The sequence below is a fragment of the Flavobacterium keumense genome (assembly GCF_029866485.1).
Lineage (GTDB): Bacteria > Bacteroidota > Bacteroidia > Flavobacteriales > Flavobacteriaceae > Flavobacterium > Flavobacterium keumense.
The window spans coordinates 1,797,901-1,816,895 of sequence record NZ_CP092332.1 but is presented as its reverse complement, the minus strand read 5'-3'; the positions used below and the strand labels follow the sequence as shown (position 1 = coordinate 1,816,895).

Sequence of the window (18,995 nt, the reverse complement as noted above, 5' to 3'; positions counted from 1 at the left end):
ATGAAAGCAGAGAAAAACCCTTGGCTTTGGATTCCAATATTGAACTTTGCTTCAGGTTTCCCATATGCTATTATTATTTTAGTATCGGTAATCATGTACAAAAACTTAGGAATCAGCAATGAAGATATCGGTATCTACACTAGTTTACTCTATCTACCTTGGGTGATAAAGCCCTTGTGGAGTCCATTTATTGATTTACATAGTACCAAAAGAAAATGGTTTTTAAGTATGCAATTGCTTATCTCAATTTCTTTTTTAATTGTAGGTCTTTCTCTACCTACTAACCATTTTTTCATCATAACCCTAGCTATTTTTTGGATAGCGGCTTTTGCGTCTGCTTCAAATGACGTAGCATCAGATGGGTTTTATTTATTAGCCCTATCCAAAGACCAACAATCATTTTTTTTAGGAATTAGAAGTACGTTTTACAAACTTTCAATGTTAACTGGAAATGGCTTAATCGTGATCATCGGTGGCTATCTAGAAACAGAATTGGGGGACAAAACAAAAGCATGGTCGTACACTATGATTATTGTTGGACTCCTTATGACAGCAATTACATTGTATAATTTATTTGCTACTCCTATCTCGGAAAACGAAACTAGAACTGAATCTTCGGAACAACAAAAAGATTTTACTACCGTTTTTACCAGTTTTTTCAAAAAAAAACAAATTGGGATTATTTTGGCATTTATTCTTTTATTTCGTTTAGGCGAATCACAATTAATGAAGATGTTGACCCCTTTTTTAATTGACCCTAAAGATGTCGGCGGAATGGGATTAACCACCGAAGATGTTGGAATTATTTATGGAACTTTTGGAGTTATTGCATTACTTATCGGAGGTACTTTGGGAGGAATTGCTATTTCTAAACAAGGATTGGGCAAATGGATGTTGCCCATGATTTTGATTATGCACTTACCTATTATTGGATTTATTCTACTATCTCATTTTCATCCTGAAAATACGTTGTTTATTTATTTGGCAGTAATCATTGAGCAATTTGGCTATGGTTTTGGCTTTGCCGCTTTTATGATGTACTTAATCTATGTTGCCGAAGGCGAATCAAAAACATCGCATTACGCTTTAGCCACAGGTTTTATGGCGTTAGGTATGATGCTACCCGGAATGGTAAGTGGTTACATTCAAGAATACTTAGGATATGGAAATTTCTTTATTTGGGTATTTTGCAGTACGATTCCAGGAATAATCTTGTCGCGATTTTTAGTATTTCCAGCCGACTTTGGAAAGAAATCAGTCAACAATGAATAATTCAACTATGACTTTAGAGCAAAAAATAGGACAATTTTTCTTCCCTGCAGTTTTTATCAACGATACCGAAGAAAATATTCAAGCTACCGAAGCTTTAATTCGCAACCATAACATTGGTGGACTCACTTTCTTTCACAGTCGGGCCAGTGCAGCTACGAATTACGAGAGTAAGCAAAAAGTAGTATTCAATGATGACAGTTATAAAAAACTTAAAGAACTTATTGTACGCTATCAAAAATGTGCACCTACTCCTCTTTTAATGAGTATTGATGCCGAATGGGGTTTGGCCATGCGTATTGAAAAAACACCACAATATCCGTATGCAATAACATTAGGAGCTTTACCTGAATCTGAAATTGATTTGGTGTACGAAGTGGGAAAACAAATAGGTTACGACTTAAAAGCTGCTGGAATTCAGTATAACTTAGCGCCATTGGCAGACATAAATAATAATCCTGACAATCCTGTGATTGGGTACCGTTCTTTTGGAGAAAACAAAGAAAAGGTAGCTCTTTTTGCCAACGCTTATTTAAAAGGAATGTCAGACGCCGGAATTCTGGGCTGTTTGAAACATTTTCCTGGTCACGGAAATACGAATGTGGATTCGCATTTGGGATTGCCTATTTTGAATGAAAATTTAGAGCAATTGATGCACAACGAATTGTATCCGTTCATTAAAGGAATTGAAAACAAGGTAGATTCTATTATGATTGGACATTTGGCTGTACCCGCTTTAAACGATGGAAAAAACACTTCGGCTACTTTATCAAAGAATATTATTGAAAACCTGCTTCGCAATCAGTTGAATTTTGAGGGGTTGATTATTTCCGATGCCTTAAACATGAAAAGTGTTTCTGATTTATATCAAACCAAAGGACAATTAGAATGGGAAGCATTCAATGCTGGTAATGATATTTTATGCTTTGCTGAAAATGTAGCCGAAGGAATTCAGGCCATTTATCAAAATGCGAGTACTGAACGAATTGAGGCAAGTTATTCCCGAATTTTAAAATACAAAGAAAAAGTAGGGCTTTTAGATGATAAATTTATTTTTCCAAATCCAACTTCAGTTGATTTTGATTTTTCAATTAGTGAAAAATTAAATCGAAAAATTGCCGAAAATTGTTTGACAAAAGTTAAATCTGATAGTAGTACTAATTTTATACAACAAGCTGTTCAAAAAAAGAATCTCGCACAACTTAGCATCTACGGCGATGGTTTTGCTAATAAAGTAAGACATTTATTGAATGCGCCAGTTTTCTCAATTTCAAAAGAAAACCCAATTCATTTCAAACCAGAAATTGCCAATTATGAAACCCTTTTAATTTCATTATTCGTACCCAAAGCAAAACCTTTGAATCAATTTGAAATTGAAGCTGAAGTAATTATTTATCTCAACGAACTTCTTGAAACCAAAAAATGCGTGCTATATGTTTTTGGAAATCCGTATGCATTGCAAGTCATCCCTAACTTGGCTTTAGCCAAAGAAATCGTGGTGGTTTATCAGGATTTTGAAGTTTTCCAAGAAGTTGCAGCCCAACAGTTCATTCAAAATTCAGAATGCAAAGGACAACTTCCTGTAACAATTAAAAACATATAAATCAACAACTTACATTTTATTTCAACCAAATTAATAGTAATAAATTATTGCTTAATAAATTTTTATAATTAAAATTTATTTTACTATCTTTATGTGTGGGCTACATTTGCACCAATAAATTTTTAACTTAAAAACAAACAATATGTCATTAGTAGGAAAAAAATTCCCAAACATCACTGTCGATGCTATCTCTGAAATGGGAGATAATTTAAGAATCAACATTTTTGAAGAAGCTACAAAAAACAACAAAAAAGTATTATTATTTTGGTATCCAAAAGATTTCACTTTCGTTTGTCCAACTGAGTTACACGCTTTTCAAGCTGCTTTACCAGAATTCGAAAAAAGAAACACTATTGTAATTGGTGCTTCTTGCGATACTAACGAAGTTCACTTTGCTTGGTTAAATACTCCTAAAAATAATGGTGGTATTGAAGGTGTTACTTATCCATTGTTAGCAGATACTACAAGAAACTTATCTAACATTTTAGGAATTCTTGATGTAGAAAGTGCTGAATATAACGAAGAATTAGACACAGTAATCGTGGAAGGTTCTAATGTAACCTACAGAGCTACTTACTTAATCGATGAAACTGGTAAGATTTTCCACGAAAGTGTAAACGATATGCCATTAGGACGTAATGTAAACGAATATTTACGTTTAGTTGACGCATACACACACGTTCAAGAAAAAGGAGAAGTGTGTCCTGCTAACTGGGAAGCTGGTAAAGAAGCAATGACAGCTGATAGAAACAGTACTGCTGCTTATTTAGGATCTCACTAATAATACAGTTCAATTACAATATCAAGAAACAATAACAATCTCAATAGCTTATTGAGATTGTTAATTGATGTTGCCATTGAAATTAAAAATATAAAGCTATGTTAATCGAATTAAACGAAGACACCTTACAGGACTTAGTATCAAAAAACGAAAAAGTGGTGGTTCAGTTTTCTGCCTCTTGGTGTGGCAATTGCCGAATCATGAAACCAAAATTCAAAAAATTGGCTTCAGAAAATGAGGGATTGACTTTTGTGTTAGTTGATGCCGAAAATTCTCCAGAATCAAGAAAATTAGCTAATGTAAGCAACCTGCCTACGTTTGCTACATTCGTAAATGGAAAATTAGTCAACGAAACACAAACGAACAAACAAGAAGTATTAGCTGATTTAGTAAATGAAATTGCTTAATAAATAAAACCACACACTTATGAAATTACCCGTTATTAAACATTTAACTCAATTCATCGAAGATAACGATCAAGATTATATTATCGAAACTATTGAAGTATTAGAAGCAATGACTGAAATTCCGTCACTAAAAGATGAAGAATTAGATGTTATTGGCGAATTAATTTCAAATATGTATGGTGCTTTAGAAGTACAAAAACTAGTAAAGGATGGTGTGGATAAAAAAGAAGCTCTAAATACTTTTATGAAACGTGTTTTAGGTTCAATTGACAAATAAATGGAATTCACATAAATACAGTATGAACGTACCCAACAGGGTGCGTTTTTTTTATACTTGGATTTCTTATTTTTTATTGTGTTATCCATAGAAAAGTGCCACTTCAATCTAAAATCTGAATTAATTTTCATACTTTTGAAACTCAATTAAAAACACATAGTATGTCAACTATAACATTAGGAGGAAATCCAGTGCACACTTCAGGTGAATTGCCAAAAATTGGTACTCAACTAGCTGATTTTAAGTTAGTAAAAAATGATCTTTCAATTGCTACTCTAGCTGATTTTTCAGGTAAAAGAGTCGTACTAAATATTTTTCCAAGTATTGATACAGGAACTTGCGCTGCATCGGTTAGAAAATTTAACGAAACAGCAGCCAACTTACATAACACTGTTGTACTTTGCATTTCAAGAGATTTGCCATTTGCTCAAAAGCGTTTTTGTGGTGCTGAAGGAATTGAGAATGTAGTCAATCTTTCTGATTTTAAAGATGGAAGCTTTGGTAAAACCAATGGTTTAGAAATTACTGATGGTGTTTTAGCCGGTTTACATTCTAGAGCCGTAATTGTAATTGACGAAAAAGGAACTATTTTACATACAGAACAAGTTCAAGAAATTGCTAACGAACCTAATTACGAAGCAGCATTAGCTGTACTTTAATACTACGTCAATGGAATTTCAAAAAGATAATCGATTTGTTTCAGGACGATTAAAAAGTGTCACTTTTGCTTACAAGGGCGCTTTCAAATTAATTACTACAGAACACAGTGTAATGACACAATTTTCTCTTGGAATCTTGATGACAATTGCTGGTTTTTATTTTAATATTACCCCAACAGAATGGCTTTTCCAAATCTTTGCCATAGGATTAGTAATGAGTATTGAAGGACTCAATACAGCTGTTGAAAAAATAGCCGATTTTATTCATCCAGAATACCATGAACGTATTGGCTTTATCAAAGATATTGCGGCTGGGGCTGTATTTTTTGCAGCAATAACTGCAATAATTATTGGTTTAGTGATATACCTACCAAAATTCTAATTTTAGAACACTTCAATAATTAAGAATGGCAAAGAAAATTAAAAACGAATCTGAAGTTACGGAAAAGAAACCGTGGAAATTATCCAAACAAAATAAAATTGTATTGGGTAGTCTTTTAGTGTTATTTTCAATTGCACTACTAGTAGCTTTCATATCCTTTTATATACATGGCCAAGCCGATCAAAGTGCTGTAGCAAAATTGACAGACAGAAATGTAACTGTTGACAATTGGCTAGGAAAATTTGGAGCTTACTTATCTGATATTTTGGTGTACCAAGGTTTTGGTGTTGCTTCTTTCCTTTTTGTACGCTTATTTTTCCTAACAGGATTGTATTTGTTTTTAGGAATTCCTCTAGGTAAATTGAGAACTACTTGGTTTTGGGATTTATTTGCCATGATTATCGTTTCTATAATCTTTGGATTTTTTGCTACCTCAGCACCTGAGTTAGGTGGTGTTATTGGATACGAAATGAATTTGTTTTTACAAGATTATATCGGTAAAACAGGTACGCTATTAATTCTTATCTTTGGTTTAGTAATTTACCTCATTTTTAAAATCAAAGTTTCTCCAGAGTCTATCCATAATTTTATTGAAAATTCGAAGAAAGAAATCGAATCCAAAATAACTGTTAGTCCTGAGAAATCTACTGAAAGTAGTTATAACTTAGAAGAATATGCTGTTCCAACAGTGGAAGAAGAAAAAGACGAGGAATTAGATGGAATTCATCTAAAAACACCTACTTCACAATTTGAAATCAACAAAGAAGCCCTAAAACCAACCATTAGTTCTTCATCTGAAATCAATTTAGACACTTTGCCAAAACCGATTGTTGAGCCAATTGCAACTCAGCCTTTTACTCCAACACCTCCCCCTATTCACAAAGAGCCTACTATTATTACTACTAATGACGAAGCTTTTGTCATTGAAAAAGCGGAAGAAGAGGATATCGTTGAAGAAAATTTAGCCTCTCGATTAGTAGCTGATTTTGGATTATTTGACCCTACTTTAGAATTATCCAACTATAAATTCCCAACCATTGATTTATTAAAAGAATATTCAAGTGGCGGAATTACAATCAATCAAGAAGAATTAGAAGAAAACAAAAACAAAATTGTAGATACACTTCGCAACTACAAAATTGAAATTGCACAAATCAAAGCTACTGTTGGCCCTTCGGTGACTTTATATGAAATTGTTCCCGAAGCAGGAATTCGTATTTCAAAAATCAAAAGCTTAGAAGACGATATTGCGCTATCACTTTCAGCTTTAGGAATTCGTATCATTGCTCCTATACCAGGAAAAGGAACAATTGGAATCGAGGTGCCTAACAAGAACCCAACTATGGTATCGATGAAAAGTGCTATTGGTTCAACCAAATTTCAAGAAGCCGAAATGGAATTACCTATTGCTTTAGGTAAAACTATTTCGAATGAAACTTTCGTAGTAGATTTGGCCAAAATGCCTCACCTGTTAATGGCTGGAGCAACTGGTCAAGGAAAATCAGTTGGATTGAATGCCGTATTAACTTCGCTTTTGTACAAAAAACACCCTGCTGAAGTGAAATTCGTTTTGGTAGATCCAAAGAAAGTAGAATTAACCCTTTTCAATAAAATTGAAAGACATTATTTAGCTAAATTACCTGATTGTGATGACGCTATTATCACTGATAATGCGAAAGTAGTCAATACATTAAACTCGCTTTGTGTAGAAATGGACAACCGTTATTCTTTGTTGAAAGACGCTATGGTGCGTAACATTAAAGAATACAATGAAAAATTCAAATCCAGAAAATTAAATCCTGAAAACGGCCATCGCTTTTTACCTTACATCGTTTTGGTAGTAGATGAGTTTGCCGATTTGATTATGACCGCTGGTAAAGAAGTGGAAGTGCCTATAGCGCGTTTAGCACAATTAGCGCGTGCGATTGGAATCCACTTAATCATCGCGACACAACGTCCGTCGGTAAACGTAATTACAGGTTTAATTAAAGCCAACTTCCCTGCCCGAATTGCTTTTAGAGTAACTTCAAAAATTGATTCGAGAACTATTTTAGACACGCAAGGGGCTGATCAATTAATTGGACGAGGTGATTTATTATATTCCAACGGGAATGATGTAGTACGTGTACAATGTGCCTTCGTAGATACTCCTGAAGTTGAAAAAATTACAGAATTTATTGGTTCACAAAAAGCATACGCTACAGCTTATTTACTTCCAGAATTCATTGGAGAAGAAACCTCAGGTATAGGACTTGATTTTGATATTTCTGAAAGAGATTCATTATTTAGAGAAGCTGCTGAAATCATTGTTAATGCCCAACAAGGTTCGGCCTCTTTATTACAAAGGAAACTAAAATTAGGATACAACAGAGCTGGTCGTTTGATTGATCAATTAGAAGCAGCTGGAATTGTTGGTCCATTTGAAGGAAGCAAAGCACGTAATGTTAACATTACTGACATAATGGCTTTAGAGGAATTCTTTAATAACGAACAAAATTAACCGATTAAATAACGTAAAGACACATTGATGACTAGTTTTAAAAATATACTTATTACAGGAATTTTAATATTGAGTTGGAACGCTCAAGCGCAAGACAAGAAAGCCAAAGCGCTTTTGGATGAAGTTGCAACAAAAGTGAAAAGCTATACTTCTATTGTAATTGATTTTAAATATTCGCTTTCCAATGCAAAAGAAAATATCAATCAAGATAGTAAAGGAAATGTGATATTAAAAGGCAATCAATATGTTTTAAATTTTATGGGAATCACTAAGTTATTTGATGGTAAAAAAATCTATACTATCGTTCCTGAAGATGAAGAAATTACCATCTCTAAAGTGGATGAAAATGATAACACCACTGTTACCCCTACTAAAATGTTGACCTTTTTTAATTCGGGTTACAAATACACCTTGAACGAAGCTACAACTGTTAAAGGTAAAAAAATTCAATATGTAAAATTAGTTCCAATAAGTTCAAAAGACCAACGAAAAGAAATATTACTTGGAATAGACACTCAAACTAAAAACATATACAACATAATAGAAGTGGGTAAAAAAGGAACTAAAACTACCTTGACTGTTACTTCTTTTAAAACTAACACGCCTTTACCAAAAAATCAATTTACCTTTGCAAAAAATAAATATCCGAACTATTACATCAATACATTAGATTAGTCTCTCGGTGAAAATTCTTGATAAATACATTTTAAAAACCTTTCTGATTACTTTTACAGTAGTATTTGTAATCCTTTTTTTTATATTCATACTCCAAACCGTTTGGCTATTAATTGCAGAACTTGCAGGTAAAGATTTAGACATCTATATGATTCTAAAATTTTTAGTATTCTCCATGCCTCGAATGATTCCGCTAGTACTGCCCTTATCGATCTTATTGGCTTCGATAATGTCGTTTGGGGATTTCTCCGAAAACTATGAATTAGCAGCAATGAAATCAGCAGGGATTTCATTACAAAGAACCTTACGCCCTCTTTTTATTTTAATCAGTTTATTTAGTATTGCTGCCTTCTTTTTTGCTAACAATGTGATTCCCTTTGCAGAATATAAATTCATCAATTTTAGAAAAAATATTGCACAAGCCCAACCTGCTTTGGCAATTGCAGAAGGACAATTTAGCGATGTAGGTAGCTACAACATCAAAGTCAATAAAAAATCTGGAGAAGATGGCAACCTACTATCAGGAATTACCATTCATAAAAAGACAGATTTAGGTGATGGTAGTAGAATTGTAATTAAAGCCAAAGATGGAAAATTAATTAGTAGCAAGGATTCTAACATCCTACAACTAATCCTAAACGATGGCAACTACTACGAAGATATTTTGCCTAAAAATTATGAAGATCGACCTAAAATGCCTTTTGTAAAAAGTGCCTTTAAAAAAGACATTATCAATATTGATTTATCAGAATTAAACAAAGTCGATCTAAACGATGAAAGCGTTACTAATACCAATACTATGTTGAGTGCTAACGAATTGAATTATACGCTTGATTCCTTAAATAAAACATTCAAAACAGAAATCATTTCTTTTTCAGAAAATATCAACCAAAGAGTGGGTATTCAAAAAGCCACACGACCTATTACAATTGCAAAACACCCTAAAAAAGTGGTTCCAAAAAATGTATTAGCATTGTTTACTCCACAACAACAATTAGACTTGCTTAACCTAACCAATAGCAATGTAGAAAGTGTAAAGTATTCTATTGAAAACTCTAATTTGGAATTCAAACGAAAACAAGAAAACATTAACGGACATTTAATTGCTTTGTATGATAAGTTTGTTATCGCTTTTGCATGTTTCTTGATGTTCTTCATAGGGGCCCCTTTAGGCGCTATTATTAGAAAAGGAGGTCTAGGACTTCCGGTGGTATTTGCCGTACTCATTTTTATTTCGTTTCACTTTATTAACACATTTGGAAAACGAATTTCACAAGAAGGTGGACTAACTCCTTTTATTGGGTCCTGGATGTCTTCATTCATTTTAAGTCCATTAGCCATTCTATTAACCTACCGTGCTACAAATGATATTGGATTAGTAAATATTGATATCGTCCTTGCTCCATTTCAAAAAATAGTTAAGAAATTCTTTCCTTCACAAAATTGAACCAACACATGACAACAACTAAAATACAACTCAATACTATTGAAGAAGCCATAGAAGATATTCGACAAGGCAAGGTTATTATTGTAGTAGATGATGAAAATAGAGAAAATGAAGGTGATTTCTTGGCAGCAGCTGAAAAAGTAACTCCTGAAATGATTAACTTCATGGCTACTCATGGAAGAGGCTTAATTTGCGCTCCATTGACTGAAAATCGTTGCAAAGAATTAGGACTACACAGGATGGTAACTAACAATACCGACCCTATGGAAACTGCCTTTACGGTTTCTGTCGATTTGAGAGGGCATGGTGTAACTACTGGAATTTCGGCAGCTGACCGTGCAAAAACTATATTATCCTTTGTTAATCCTGACACTAAACCACATGATTTAGGCCGTCCAGGACATATTTTCCCTTTGATTGCCAAACAAGGTGGCGTATTACGAAGAACAGGACATACAGAAGCCGCTATTGACTTTGCCCGTCTAGCGGGATTCAAACCCGCTGGAGTCATTGTAGAGATAATGAATGAAGATGGTAGTATGGCTCGTCTACCTGAATTATATACAATTGCAAAAAAATTCGATCTGAAATTAGTTTCTATTGAAGATCTAGTAGCTTACCGGGTACAACATGACAGTTTGATTGTCAAAAAAGAAGACTTTGATATTACTACTCGTTTTGGAACCTTCAGATTAAGAGCCTACGAACAAACCACAAATAAACAAGTTCATATCGCTTTGACTAAAGGGACTTGGAATTTAGGAGAGCCTGTATTGACCCGTATCAATTCGTCTCAAGTCAATAATGACTTATTGGGAACTCTAACTCACAATGCCGATCACCAATTGGATAAAATGTTTCAAACCATTAATGAAAAAGGAAAAGGAGCAGTCATATTTATCAATCAAGATATGCAATCTATAAATTTATTAAATAGAATTGCCGAATTGAAACAATTACAAGCCGAGGGAGAAATGGAAGCACCAAAAATTATCATTGACACCAAAGATTTTGGAATTGGTGCACAAATTTTACATGACTTAGACATCTCAAAAATACGACTTGTTACCAATACTAGTCAAAGTAAGCGTGTGGGTATGATTGGTTATGGTTTAGAAATTATAGAACACGTTACTTATTAAAAAACAAATCTTATTTGATCTCTAAAACAAAGAAAATGAAACAATTAAAAAACACGTTCAAAAAATGATGTTTTTTTTATTCAAATAGATTTGCATAACCAAAAAAAGCACTTATATTTGCACTCGCAACTGCAAAACGGATGCGTCTTATTGGAGAAATGGCAGAGTGGTCGATTGCGGCAGTCTTGAAAACTGTTGACTGTAACAGGTCCGGGGGTTCGAATCCCTCTTTCTCCGCAACATAAAACCCGAAACGAGAGTTTCGGGTTTTTTATTTCTTTCAACTCGAAAAGTTAACTTTAGAGAGTAAGGAAGAAATAAATAATCAAACAAAATTTATTTTGGATTGGGTTTTCATTGTAGGACTCTCCCTTTGGGAACATGAAATAATCCTCTTTTTCCGCAGAATTAAAGCCCTAAAAATTGATTATCAATTAGTTATTTTTTTATTTTGATTTATTCCCACAATATCCCCACAATTTACTTAATTTTAAACATAAAAATCACCCTTTTTAAGGCGGTTCTCAAAAACGTCTATGGCGCTCTATGGTGTATTGCACCTGACCCGTAAAAGCATCTACTTTACTGTCAGTGTACGTATATCCGCCCAAATAGTTTTTGTTGTGCGTGCGCACTAGGTGGTATTTAACATCATACAAGGTATGTGCTGTTTCGCCCTTGGTCTCTGCCGTGGTAGTAGCCACTCGTGTCCAAGAACCTGTTGCCAAACCTTTTACTGAAGTTGCCACGGTTTGTCCTTCTATGGTTTTGTTTTTTTTAGCAGCACCCATCGCATCTTCTCAACCCGTACTGTCCCGCTATTCGCTATATCCCCTAGCGGGGGATGCCGCTGCTATCGGGGCTAGAATACCTGTTTATTTTTTTAGTACTCAAAAAAAGCAACCGTAGTTGCTCATTTTAAATTAGATTTTCATCACTAATTTTGATAGATTACTTCGCTAGATACTCACATACCACACGAAAGGATTCGTGCGGGAGCGGGGCAACCGTAGTTGCTCTTTTAAAATTATTTTTAATTAATTTTTATTTCTAGGCACGAGCGAGACGCTCGCGCCAGCTGGGGGGCTCAGATTTTTTCTTTCAATTCTATTGGTTCCAAAGCGAGTGACTTTATGAATAGTGTTGTGAATTAAAAATTTGTAGTGAATCAATCCATCAGTATAAATTCGTTTGGGATTGGAAAGTACTACGGTTTTGATAACTTGATTGAGTGTTTTCTTGGTTCTTGAACCAACAGCAAAACTGATTACATTTTTATTGACTCTATCTAAAGCATATACAATCCAAATTACCTTGCCTTTATGCCTTAAAAAAGTCCTCATTTCGTCTACTTCATAGATTTGACCAGAATAAATGGGTGGCGATTGTACTCCTTTGGCAATAAACAATATGCGTTTTAGTAAAGTGGTGGTAGAAATACATAAAACTCGAGCCATACTTCTAATTCCCATACCCTCTTTAATAAGCATTATGATATGGGCATTGATTTCTTTACCATAGCCATTATTTGTATAAAAATCTATGCAACGTTTCGTACACGTTTTACAATAAAATTGTTGTTTTCGATTAGAAGTAAACCCATTTTTAATGAGTGTAGGAGCAGTACAATGAGGACAAATTTTAGTATCACTAACTTTGACACACGAGGACGTATTAAAAGCCATTTTTAGCGTTTTTAAGAAAAAATAAAAAAAGGGAGACTATAGTCTCCCTTGTTTGAAATAAATTAATTTAAATATTGATTATCAACATGTTAAATTGTGGAATTTGTGTCATCACTAACTTTGATACACGACCAATTTAAATATTGATTATCAACATATTAAATTATGGAATTTGTGTCATCACTAACTTTGATACACTACCTTTATCAGAAACAAATCTTAATTTTATTAAGTTATTTGAATACGTATAAAACATTAATCATTCTTTTCTTAAATAAAACTTTGAATTGACAATTCCTCTTCTTACAGGATAAAGCCTATTGCCTTTAACTTTGAATATTAAAGTATCAGGAGGGAATCCAAATTTTGTTGAGTCTAAATAACAAATTACCTTTTTATCCTTTACTATAAATTTACCATTCGCAGAATTACTTATCGTATGTATCTCAGTTTTTTCAACAGTATTATCAGAATTCAAAGTTATTTGAAAAAATGCACTTTTATCTTTTGAATAATTAGTGTTATACTTCCCATAGATATTTTTATTACAAGAAGCAAATAGTATCAAAATTCCTATAAATAGAATTAATTTTTTCATACTTATCGCGGTTTATATGTTGTAGTTCCAATTCTAAAAGCAGCATTGTAACTATTAGCAAATGATTGAGGATTATTTTTTATAGCTGCTGCATTTGGGTGATTAACAGCATTAATAGGTCCTGAAGGAATCTTGTCGCTATATATTCCTTTTGCCAAAACATCAGATACAGAATTTATATTTTCCCTTTGTCCAAATAATGCCCCTCTTTGATAGGCTTGAACTTCATCTGATAAATCATAAAATAAAAGATTATTCCCTTTTAGACTTATGCCTCCATTATTTTTAGTTAATCCTAATGTGGTTTCTCCTGTTTCAAATTGATACATATGCTTTAATTCGTGGGAAAAAAGCCCTAAATCTGTACCAGAAGAAACAGTTAGTTGAACTCTGTTGTTATCGCTATTAAAGGTTGTTTGGTTGGTAGTTGTAGTATTACCTAATGCGTCTCGTTCTGTACCTGCATTATTGGTTACAACATCGTAAACTTGTGAGGAAGCTGCTAATGTTGCAGTTTCTCCTCTTGTAGTTTCAAGTTCTGCATTATTGGCTGTAAGTGAGTTAATATTTTTATTCCATCTTGCTATCTGTCTGTCACTACCACCTTCTGCAATTTTAGCTTTATAGTCAGCAATACTGCTATTGTTTTTTTCTTGTCTAGAGTTAATATCAGCAATTAATCTATTTACCCATTTCCAAGCATCTTCTGTAAATTCATTACCATCAACATCTAAATATAATATTGGGTTGTTTCCTGCATAGTGATATGGGGATAATGAAACATATTTTTCTGATTTATTATCAATACTTCCCCAACGACCAATATCCGCCATATAATTCCTTGCCCCATAATCGTACAAGTTAAGCCCCAGCTCATCTTGCAGTTCTTTTCCGTTATACTTATACTTATAATCCTGTCCCTGAACAACAGTATTACTAACAGTATGCTTCAACCCAAAAGGATAATAACTATTCTCGTCCAAAATGGTAAGTGTGTTGGTGCTAGGATTTTGAGTGTAACTAATTCTAACATTCCCTAAATGGTCCGTGTAATTAAACACATAACTGTACGAGTTAGTACCACTCACAGAAGTGTTTTTCACATAGCCTTCTACTGTTGGAAAAAACTGCAATACCGTGTTTTGGTAGTGGTAACCCCCTAAATAATCCGTGGTGGTAGTATTGGTTCCCTCTGTTACTATTTTTTGCATTTTCTGTCCACTAGCAGTGTAAGAGTACACAATATTTCCAGTTGGAAAAATTATTTTGGTAGGCAGGTTCAAATGGTTGTACACTATACTGGTAATATTCTTGTTTTTGTCCACCGTCATATTACCGTTAGCATCATATACATAGTCGTCTCCTGTGGTGTTACCATCTTTAAAACCACTGGTATTATTCGAGTTATCCACCACACTCATAAGCTTGTTCGAGTTGGTAGCATAACCATACTGTAAATTATCAATTTGTATCGGCAAATACTGTTCGTCTCGGTCGCCATTACGGCTTAAATTCATAATATTGCCATTCTTATCATAACTTAAGTTCTCGTTATACATACCAGTCACTTGCCCTGACTTTTGGTAGGTAGCGTCTTTCAAACGGTTCAAGTTATCGTATTTATAGCCATAATTTCTAACAAAACCAGCTGCGCAAAGTCTCCTGACTTTGCGTTTAATCAAATATAATAAAAAACTTTGAAATAAAACAGAAACAAAAAAACCCACTGTTTTCAGTGGGTTTATGATGTGAACGCAGAAGGATTCGAACCTTCGACCGCCTGCTTAGAAGGCAGGTGCTCTATCCAGCTGAGCTATGCGTCCAATATTGTTGTGTCGGGGTGGCAGGATTCGAACCTGCGGCCTCCTGCTCCCAAAGCAGGCGCGATAACCGGGCTACGCTACACCCCGAAAAGCAAAATTAAAAGCGGAGAGACAGGGACTCGAACCCTGGCGACGATTGCTCGTCGACAGATTAGCAATCTGCTCCATTACCACTCTGGCACCTCTCCAAGCTCAAAGAACGTGTCCTATTTTGCGGTGGCAAATGTAGCACATCATTGTATTAATAACAACTATTTTATAGCTTTTTTTACTTTTATTTTTAGATTTAAGTTAAATCAGTTCACAATCAAGCGAGTAGCCATCGATAAAATTCCAAAAATAATTCCAAAAACAGAATACTGAAATCAAAATTTGAATTTGCATAAAAAAGAGTAAATTTGCTACATCAACTAATCAGAAGTGCTATGAACAAAAGAGTCGTTATTGTTGCCGCTGCCCGAACTCCTATTGGAAGTTTTATGGGAGGATTATCTACTACTCCTGCCCCACAATTAGGAGCTGTTGCCATTAAAGGCGCGCTAGAAAAAATCAATCTCGACCCTTCCTTAGTTAACGAAGTATTCATGGGCAATGTGGTACAAGCCGGCGTAGGCCAAGCACCTGCCCGACAAGCAGCTCTTTTTGCTGGTTTGCCCAATTCAGTGGCTTGTACAACCATAAATAAAGTATGCGCCTCTGGAATGAAATCAGTGATGTTTGCCGCTCAAGCCATCCAGTCTGGGGACGCCGAAGTAGTAGTGGCAGGCGGAATGGAAAACATGAGTTTGATTCCTCATTATACACACCTAAGAGCTGGGACTAAATTTGGCCCAACTACCCTACTAGATGGAATGCAGAAAGATGGACTAACCGACGCCTATGACAATACCGCTATGGGGGTTAGTGCCGACCTTTGCGCCAGCGAATATAAAATCTCAAGAGATGAACAAGACCAGTTTGCTATTCAATCGTATGAACGAAGTGCGAAAGCCTGGGAATCTGGAAAATTTGACAACGAAATTGTTCCGGTTGCAGTACCACAACGAAAAGGAGAGCCTGTAATCGTATCAAAAGACGAAGAGTATACCAATGTGAAGCTAGACAGAATTAGCGGCTTAAATCCTGCCTTTACCAAAGACGGAACGGTAACTGCCGCCAATGCTTCTACTATTAACGATGGAGCAGCAGCGCTAATTTTAATGAGTGAAGACAAAGCCAAAATTTTAGGATTACAACCTTTAGCTTATATTCTTTCGTATGCCGATGCTGCACAAGAACCAAAATGGTTTACTACAAGTCCCGCATTAGCACTACCTAAAGCTTTAAAAAAAGTAAATCTCACTGTTGAAGATGTGGACTGTTTTGAGTTTAATGAGGCCTTTTCTGTAGTAGGTTTAGTTAATGCGAAACTATTAAATATTGACATTAATAAAATAAATATCAATGGTGGAGCGGTTTCATTAGGCCATCCTCTAGGTTGTTCTGGAGCAAGAATTATCGTTACTTTATTGAATGTTTTACAACAAAATAATGGTAAAATTGGAGCTGCTGCCATCTGCAATGGCGGAGGTGGTGCTTCAGCCATAGTAATTGAGAGAGCCTAAATCATGATCTTGATTTAAATCATAATTATAAAAAGTCTTAGATGTTTGGAATTTGTAATTTAGCCATTATCCCACTTCGATTCGAACCGAGCGACAGAAGCGAAATTGTTTCTCAAGTCTTGTTTGGCGAACATTTTGAAGTGTTAGAAGAGTTAAAACAATGGCGTCGAATTCGCTTACATTATGATAACTATGAAGGTTGGGTAGATTCAAAACAATTTCAAATTATTAGCGAAACTGATTACAAAACACTTTCAAAAGAACCTATTACATTAAATGCAGATTTGATTGATTACATTTCAGCACCAAATAATACCTTGCTTCCTATTCCTTTAGGAGCATCGCTGTCTTTTTTAAATCACAGTAACATCAATTCGGCTCATTTTGAATTTGATGGTACAAAAACCAGCGGAATACAAGACAAAAGTAAATTAATCAATACCGCTTTTATGTATTTGAATGCTCCTTATCTATGGGGAGGAAAAACACCTTTTGGTATTGATTGTTCTGGTTTTACTCAGATGGTATACAAACTCAATGGGCATTACTTACACCGTGATGCCTCACAACAAGCTACTCAAGGAGATGCGTTAAGTTTTATTGAAGAAAGTGAACCTGGAGATTTGGCTTTTTTTGACAATGAAGAAGGAAACATCATTCATGTGGGCATCATTATGGAAAACAATTATATCATTCATGCCAGTGGAAAGGTACGTATTGATCGCTTAGACCATTTGGGTATTTTCAACCCCGAAACCCAAAAACACACCCATAAATTAAGAGTCATCAAAAAAGTGATATAAAAAAAACCGAATTAAAAAATTCGGTTTTTTTTTGTTTACAAAATAGAATGCTATTTTTTCATTTTAGCTTTCAAAGCTTTCGCTTTATCAGTCATTTCTAAAGCTCTATAAACACTTAACAAAGTTGATTTTACTTCTTCATTAGTATCATCTAATTCAGCTGCTTTTTCAAGATAAGGTAATGCCGAAGTAAATACTGCTTCTCTTTGTTTTTTTAGCACTTCATAACGTTTATTATCCTTTTCCGAATTACCTAGTTTTTGAATTTCATCAAATAATTTTTTATCCGCATCTAATTTAAGTATTGCTAAATTCAAATAGGCATTAACATAATCTGGCTTAATTTCAATTGCTTTTTTATAGTACCCTTCTGCTTCTACTAAATTTTTTGCATTGTAGCTAATTACTCCTAAATTAAAAACTAAATCTGCATCATTGGGATTGCTCGCTAATACTTCAGTAATTAATTTTTTGTAGGTATCAAAATCCTTAGTATCCAAATATAAATTAGCTTCAGTAAGGATCAATGATTTATCATCTGGATTAGCTACTCTAGCCTCTGCAACTGCTTTTTTTGCTTCGGCTACTTTACCATTCTGAACTAAAATCAAAGCCATGTTTTTGAAAATCTCACCTCTTTTAGATGGAATTTCTTCTGTTCTAGGTTTTTCGTGAGTCCCTAGTTTAACCATCTGATCTCTCTCTTTTGCAGTGCTAAATTGTTGCTCTTGACCATTAACTTTACTAATTGCAAAATAATTAGTCCCTTTACCAGAGTAATTCAATTTTTTCAATTCCTCATACGCATTATACGCTTTATCATATTCTTTAGCATTTACATAAGTAGAGGCAGCATAATACAAATTGATTGTGTCTTTTTTGTCTAACAAATAAGCATCGTATAATTTTTTAGCCCCTACAGCATGTTTATCTGATTTTGAATCAGCTATAGCGCTGTTAATCAACTTATATTTAATATCAATAATTGATGTTGTTGCTTGAGGAGTATATTTAGACTTTCCAGATACTTTTTCAATTTCTAATAAATCTTGGTAGGCTTTGGCTGCAGCCGAAAGATTTTTATCTGTATCTTCATTTTTATTAGCTAAAGCTAAAAATGCATTTCCTTTCACAAATGAAAATTGTGCTTTTTCTGCATCTGGCGCAGCTGCAGAAGCAGCCTCTGCTCCTTGTAAAATAGTAATTGCTTCTTGAGCATTTCCTGCTTTTAAGGCTTTTTCAGCCGCTTTGATTTGGTCTTTTTGAGCAAAAGTGGCAACTGATAGCAATAATGCTGATGCAAGTAGTACATAGTTACTTTTCATAGTATTCTAAATTTT

Annotated in this window: 18 protein-coding genes and 4 tRNA genes; 14 read left to right on the top strand and 8 right to left on the bottom strand. The window is 34.3% G+C overall.

Annotated elements, in window-relative coordinates; translation table 11 throughout:
* From MG292_RS08205 to MG292_RS08150, 12 genes are all read left to right on the top strand, one after another.
* On the top strand, nt 1-1,272 hold the full coding sequence (locus tag MG292_RS08205; protein WP_264533215.1) for an MFS transporter: 1,272 nt from the start codon (nt 1-3) through the stop codon (nt 1,270-1,272).
* Nucleotides 1,265-2,872 carry a glycoside hydrolase family 3 protein gene (locus tag MG292_RS08200; RefSeq protein WP_264533216.1) on the top strand — a complete coding sequence of 536 codons (1,608 nt, stop codon included), beginning with the start codon at nt 1,265-1,267 and terminating at the stop codon, nt 2,870-2,872. The genes MG292_RS08205 and MG292_RS08200 overlap by 8 nt, the downstream gene beginning before the upstream one ends.
* Nucleotides 2,873-3,014: 142 nt before the next feature.
* Nucleotides 3,015-3,653 carry a peroxiredoxin gene (locus tag MG292_RS08195; protein ID WP_264533217.1) on the top strand — a complete coding sequence of 213 codons (639 nt, stop codon included), beginning with the start codon at nt 3,015-3,017 and terminating at the stop codon, nt 3,651-3,653.
* A 98-nt stretch (nt 3,654-3,751) separates the two neighbouring features.
* Nucleotides 3,752-4,060, top strand: a complete 309-nt coding sequence (locus tag MG292_RS08190) for a thioredoxin family protein (protein ID WP_264533218.1) — start codon at nt 3,752-3,754, stop codon at nt 4,058-4,060.
* 19 nt (nt 4,061-4,079) lie between these two features.
* A complete protein-coding gene (locus tag MG292_RS08185) occupies nt 4,080-4,337 on the top strand; it encodes a DUF6952 family protein (RefSeq protein ID WP_264533219.1) in 258 nt (85 codons plus the stop codon).
* 161 nt (nt 4,338-4,498) lie between these two features.
* Nucleotides 4,499-4,996: a thiol peroxidase gene (gene tpx / locus MG292_RS08180; RefSeq protein WP_264533220.1), complete on the top strand. Its 498-nt coding sequence runs from the start codon at nt 4,499-4,501 to the stop codon at nt 4,994-4,996.
* A 10-nt stretch (nt 4,997-5,006) separates the two neighbouring features.
* Nucleotides 5,007-5,378, top strand: coding sequence for a diacylglycerol kinase (locus MG292_RS08175; RefSeq protein WP_264533221.1), 372 nt, complete (start codon nt 5,007-5,009; stop codon nt 5,376-5,378).
* Between the two features lie 25 nt (nt 5,379-5,403).
* Nucleotides 5,404-7,878 (top strand): DNA translocase FtsK, encoded by a 2,475-nt coding sequence (locus MG292_RS08170; protein ID WP_264533222.1) that lies wholly within the window; start codon nt 5,404-5,406, stop codon nt 7,876-7,878.
* A 27-nt stretch (nt 7,879-7,905) separates the two neighbouring features.
* Complete coding sequence (gene lolA1, locus MG292_RS08165) at nt 7,906-8,553, top strand: outer membrane lipoprotein periplasmic chaperone LolA1 (protein ID WP_264533223.1); 648 nt, start codon at nt 7,906-7,908, stop codon at nt 8,551-8,553.
* Between the two features lie 7 nt (nt 8,554-8,560).
* Nucleotides 8,561-10,000 carry an LptF/LptG family permease gene (locus MG292_RS08160; protein WP_264533224.1) on the top strand — a complete coding sequence of 480 codons (1,440 nt, stop codon included), beginning with the start codon at nt 8,561-8,563 and terminating at the stop codon, nt 9,998-10,000.
* 8 nt (nt 10,001-10,008) lie between these two features.
* Nucleotides 10,009-11,142 (top strand): 3,4-dihydroxy-2-butanone-4-phosphate synthase, encoded by a 1,134-nt coding sequence (gene ribB / locus MG292_RS08155; RefSeq protein ID WP_264533225.1) that lies wholly within the window; start codon nt 10,009-10,011, stop codon nt 11,140-11,142.
* Nucleotides 11,143-11,294: 152 nt separating this feature from the next.
* Nucleotides 11,295-11,379: transfer RNA gene (locus MG292_RS08150), tRNA-Ser, on the top strand.
* A 287-nt stretch (nt 11,380-11,666) separates the two neighbouring features.
* On the opposite strand, the gene MG292_RS08145 is transcribed toward MG292_RS08150, so the two are convergent.
* From MG292_RS08145 to MG292_RS08115, 7 genes are all read right to left on the bottom strand, one after another.
* Complete coding sequence (locus MG292_RS08145) at nt 11,667-11,933, bottom strand: hypothetical protein (RefSeq protein ID WP_264533226.1); 267 nt, start codon at nt 11,931-11,933, stop codon at nt 11,667-11,669.
* A 246-nt stretch (nt 11,934-12,179) separates the two neighbouring features.
* Nucleotides 12,180-12,827: an IS1 family transposase gene (locus tag MG292_RS08140; RefSeq protein ID WP_264533227.1), complete on the bottom strand. Its 648-nt coding sequence runs from the start codon at nt 12,825-12,827 to the stop codon at nt 12,180-12,182.
* Between the two features lie 259 nt (nt 12,828-13,086).
* A complete protein-coding gene (locus tag MG292_RS08135; RefSeq protein WP_264533228.1) occupies nt 13,087-13,425 on the bottom strand; it encodes a hypothetical protein in 339 nt (112 codons plus the stop codon).
* A 2-nt stretch (nt 13,426-13,427) separates the two neighbouring features.
* The gene (locus MG292_RS08130) at nt 13,428-15,107 is read right to left on the bottom strand and encodes an RHS repeat domain-containing protein (RefSeq protein ID WP_264533229.1); all 1,680 of its coding nucleotides are present in this window, start codon (nt 15,105-15,107) and stop codon (nt 13,428-13,430) included.
* Nucleotides 15,108-15,174: 67 nt separating this feature from the next.
* Nucleotides 15,175-15,248: transfer RNA gene (locus MG292_RS08125), tRNA-Arg, on the bottom strand.
* Between the two features lie 12 nt (nt 15,249-15,260).
* Nucleotides 15,261-15,335: transfer RNA gene (locus MG292_RS08120), tRNA-Pro, on the bottom strand.
* Between the two features lie 17 nt (nt 15,336-15,352).
* Nucleotides 15,353-15,436: transfer RNA gene (locus tag MG292_RS08115), tRNA-Ser, on the bottom strand.
* Nucleotides 15,437-15,673: 237 nt separating this feature from the next.
* On the opposite strand from MG292_RS08115, the gene MG292_RS08110 reads away from it, so the two are divergent.
* Entirely contained in the window at nt 15,674-16,852 is a 1,179-nt protein-coding gene (locus MG292_RS08110) for an acetyl-CoA C-acyltransferase (protein ID WP_264533230.1), read from the top strand.
* 41 nt (nt 16,853-16,893) lie between these two features.
* Entirely contained in the window at nt 16,894-17,655 is a 762-nt protein-coding gene (locus MG292_RS08105; RefSeq protein ID WP_264533231.1) for a C40 family peptidase, read from the top strand.
* Nucleotides 17,656-17,705: 50 nt separating this feature from the next.
* Here MG292_RS08105 and MG292_RS08100 read toward each other — a convergent pair whose 3' ends face one another.
* On the bottom strand, nt 17,706-18,980 hold the full coding sequence (locus tag MG292_RS08100) for a tetratricopeptide repeat protein (protein ID WP_264533232.1): 1,275 nt from the start codon (nt 18,978-18,980) through the stop codon (nt 17,706-17,708).
* Between the last annotated feature and the right edge of the window lie 15 nt (nt 18,981-18,995).